This window comes from Protofrankia sp. CiP1_Cm_nod4 (assembly GCF_982290645.1).
The window spans coordinates 1-2,254 of record NZ_CEVIVC010000013.1 but is presented as its reverse complement, the minus strand read 5'-3'; the positions used below and the strand labels follow the sequence as shown (position 1 = coordinate 2,254).

Annotated in this window: 3 protein-coding genes; all 3 read left to right on the top strand. The window is 71.1% G+C overall.

Annotated features, from left to right (window positions below; all coding sequences use genetic code 11):
• Positions 1 to 176 precede the first annotated feature (176 nt).
• Complete coding sequence (gene era / locus AC5LSR_RS04665) at positions 177 to 1,106, top strand: GTPase Era (protein WP_250287074.1); 930 nt, start codon at positions 177 to 179, stop codon at positions 1,104 to 1,106.
• 145 nt (positions 1,107 to 1,251) lie between these two features.
• A complete protein-coding gene (locus tag AC5LSR_RS04660; protein WP_250287076.1) occupies positions 1,252 to 1,794 on the top strand; it encodes a VOC family protein in 543 nt (180 codons plus the stop codon).
• Between the two features lie 55 nt (positions 1,795 to 1,849).
• Positions 1,850 to 2,143 (top strand): hypothetical protein, encoded by a 294-nt coding sequence (locus AC5LSR_RS04655; RefSeq protein ID WP_250287078.1) that lies wholly within the window; start codon positions 1,850 to 1,852, stop codon positions 2,141 to 2,143.
• The last annotated feature ends 111 nt before the right edge of the window (positions 2,144 to 2,254 follow it).

Below are 2,254 nucleotides of genomic sequence, written 5' to 3'. Positions count from 1 at the left end.
GCGGGTGCGGCGAACGCGGCCGGCCTGCCGGGTCCGGGCGCGCCGGACGCCCCGGGCTCGGGCGTGCCGGGTGCGCCGAAGGTCGACGACCTGCTGGTGCTGGGCGAGTTCGGCACCGGCGTGCCGGTGTTCCTCGCCGGCTCCGACGGGGTGGCCCGGGGCCGGGTGACCACCTAGTGGCCGCCTCGGCGGAGGCCGGAGCACCGTTCCGGTCCGGGTTCGCCTGTTTTGTCGGACGGCCCAACGCGGGCAAGTCGACGCTGACCAACGCGCTCGTCGGCTCGAAGGTCGCCATCACCAGCGGCCGTCCGCAGACGACCCGGCATGCTGTGCGCGGCATCGTGCACCGCGACGACGCCCAGCTCGTCCTGGTCGACACCCCCGGCCTGCACCGGCCGCGGACCCTGCTCGGCCAGCGGCTCAACGACGTGGTCCGCGCGACCTTCTCCGAGGTGGACGTGGTCGCCTTCTGCGTCCCCGCGAACGAGGCGGTGGGCCCGGGCGACCGGTTCATCGCCGGGGAGCTCGCCCGGCTGCCCAAGCGGACACCACTGGTCGCGGTCGTCACCAAGAGTGACCTGGTGTCCGACCGGGACGCGCTCGGCGCGCAGCTGCTCGCGGTCTGCGCGCTGGCGGACTTCGTCGATGTGGTGCCGGTCAGCGCGGTGTCGTCGTTCCAGGTGGGACTGCTCGCGGACGTGCTGGTCAGCCGCCTGCCGCCCGGCCCGCCGCTGTACCCCGACGGCGAGCTGACCGACGAGCCCGAGCAGGTGATGGTCGCCGAACTCGTCCGCGAGGCCGCCCTGGAGGGGGTGCGCGACGAGCTGCCGCACTCGCTCGCCGTCGTCGTCGAGGAGATGATCCCCCGCGAGGACCGCCCGGCGGACCGGCCGCTGCTCGACGTCCACGTGAACGTCTACGTCGAGCGGCCGAGCCAGAAGGCGATCGTCATCGGCGCGAAGGGCGCCCGCCTCAAGGACGTCGGCACGCGCGCCCGCACCCAGATCGAAGCCCTGCTCGGCACCCCCGTCTACCTGGACCTGCACGTCAAGGTCGCCAAGGACTGGCAGCGCGACCCCCGCCAGCTCCGCAAACTCGGCTTCTGACCGGCCACGGCCGCGTGTCCGGCAGCGGCCGCGCGGCCGGCCACGGTCGCGGCGCCGAAAGGCCGCGGGTCCCGGAGGCGACGAACTTGACCTCGGGATCGGCGTCGCGAGATTTTCAACAAATGGTTGTTTGGCCTGTTCGAAAATGAGCGTGGACACGTCCTCCGGTGGCGCTGTGGGGGGCAGGCGGATCGACCACGTGGCGATCGCCCTGCCGGACATGGCAGAGGCGGCACCTCTGTTGCTGGACACGCTCGGTGGCGTGTTCATCAAGGGCGGTGACAGCGACGAGACGGGCATCCGTCTGACGCACATCGGTTTCCCCGGTTTCAAGATCGAAATCATGCAGCCGCTCAGAGCGGACTCCGTCCTCGCCGAGAACCTGCGGCGCAAGGGGCCCGGGCTGCACCACGTGACGTTCATCGTCGACGACGTCACCGACACCGACACCCGCCTGCGCGCCCGTGGCTACGCCACGGCGGGCCTCGACATCTCCTCCTCGGCGTGGAGCCAGACGTACATCCGCCCGAAGCTCACCTTCGGCGCGCTGCTCCAGTTCGTCGCCACCGACCTGGACTGGCACACCCCGACCGAGCAGTACACCTTCGAGGACGTCCTCGCGGCAAAACTCGTCTGGCGCGACTACGTGGCCTGCTTCCGCGACACCCAGCCCGAGAGTACTTTTTGACGCCAGCCACGAGAGGCCAGCAGGGCCGGGGCACAGGAACGGGGTAATTGCGCATATGTTCCGCACGCTCGCCCACGAGGAGCGCGCCCTCGTGGAGGAACGGGTCGCCGAGGAGCCTGCCTGGCCGCACTGGCTGCCGGCAGCCGAGCGTCGCCGGTGCGTCGATGATCTTCTAGGGCATCTCGCCGCTGGCGCGGAGACGGGCACGCTGCTGCCGTTCGCCCGGGCGCTCGCCCAGTGGCGCTCCACCGCGGAGGTCTGGAGCGACCCCGACCTCGCCCGGCGGCTCCAGGGCCCCTTCCCCGGCGACGGCGCGCCGATCGAACGCCCCACCGTCCCGCCCGCATGACCGGACGCGGAGGCGAGCCGTAGGTCAAATCCGTGGTCATAGCAACGTTTTCCACCTACGGCTTCCGCCTCTGTAGGTAGAAAACGTCGTCCCGACAGCGGTTTTCACCTA

Excerpts from the sequence above, each read along its gene's own strand:
- AC5LSR_RS04660 (WP_250287076.1), top strand. The coding sequence starts at position 1,252 with ATGAGCGTGGACACGTCCTCCGGTGGCGCTGTGGGGGGCAGGCGGATC.
- AC5LSR_RS04655 (WP_250287078.1), top strand. The coding sequence starts at position 1,850 with ATGTTCCGCACGCTCGCCCACGAGGAGCGCGCCCTCGTGGAGGAACGG.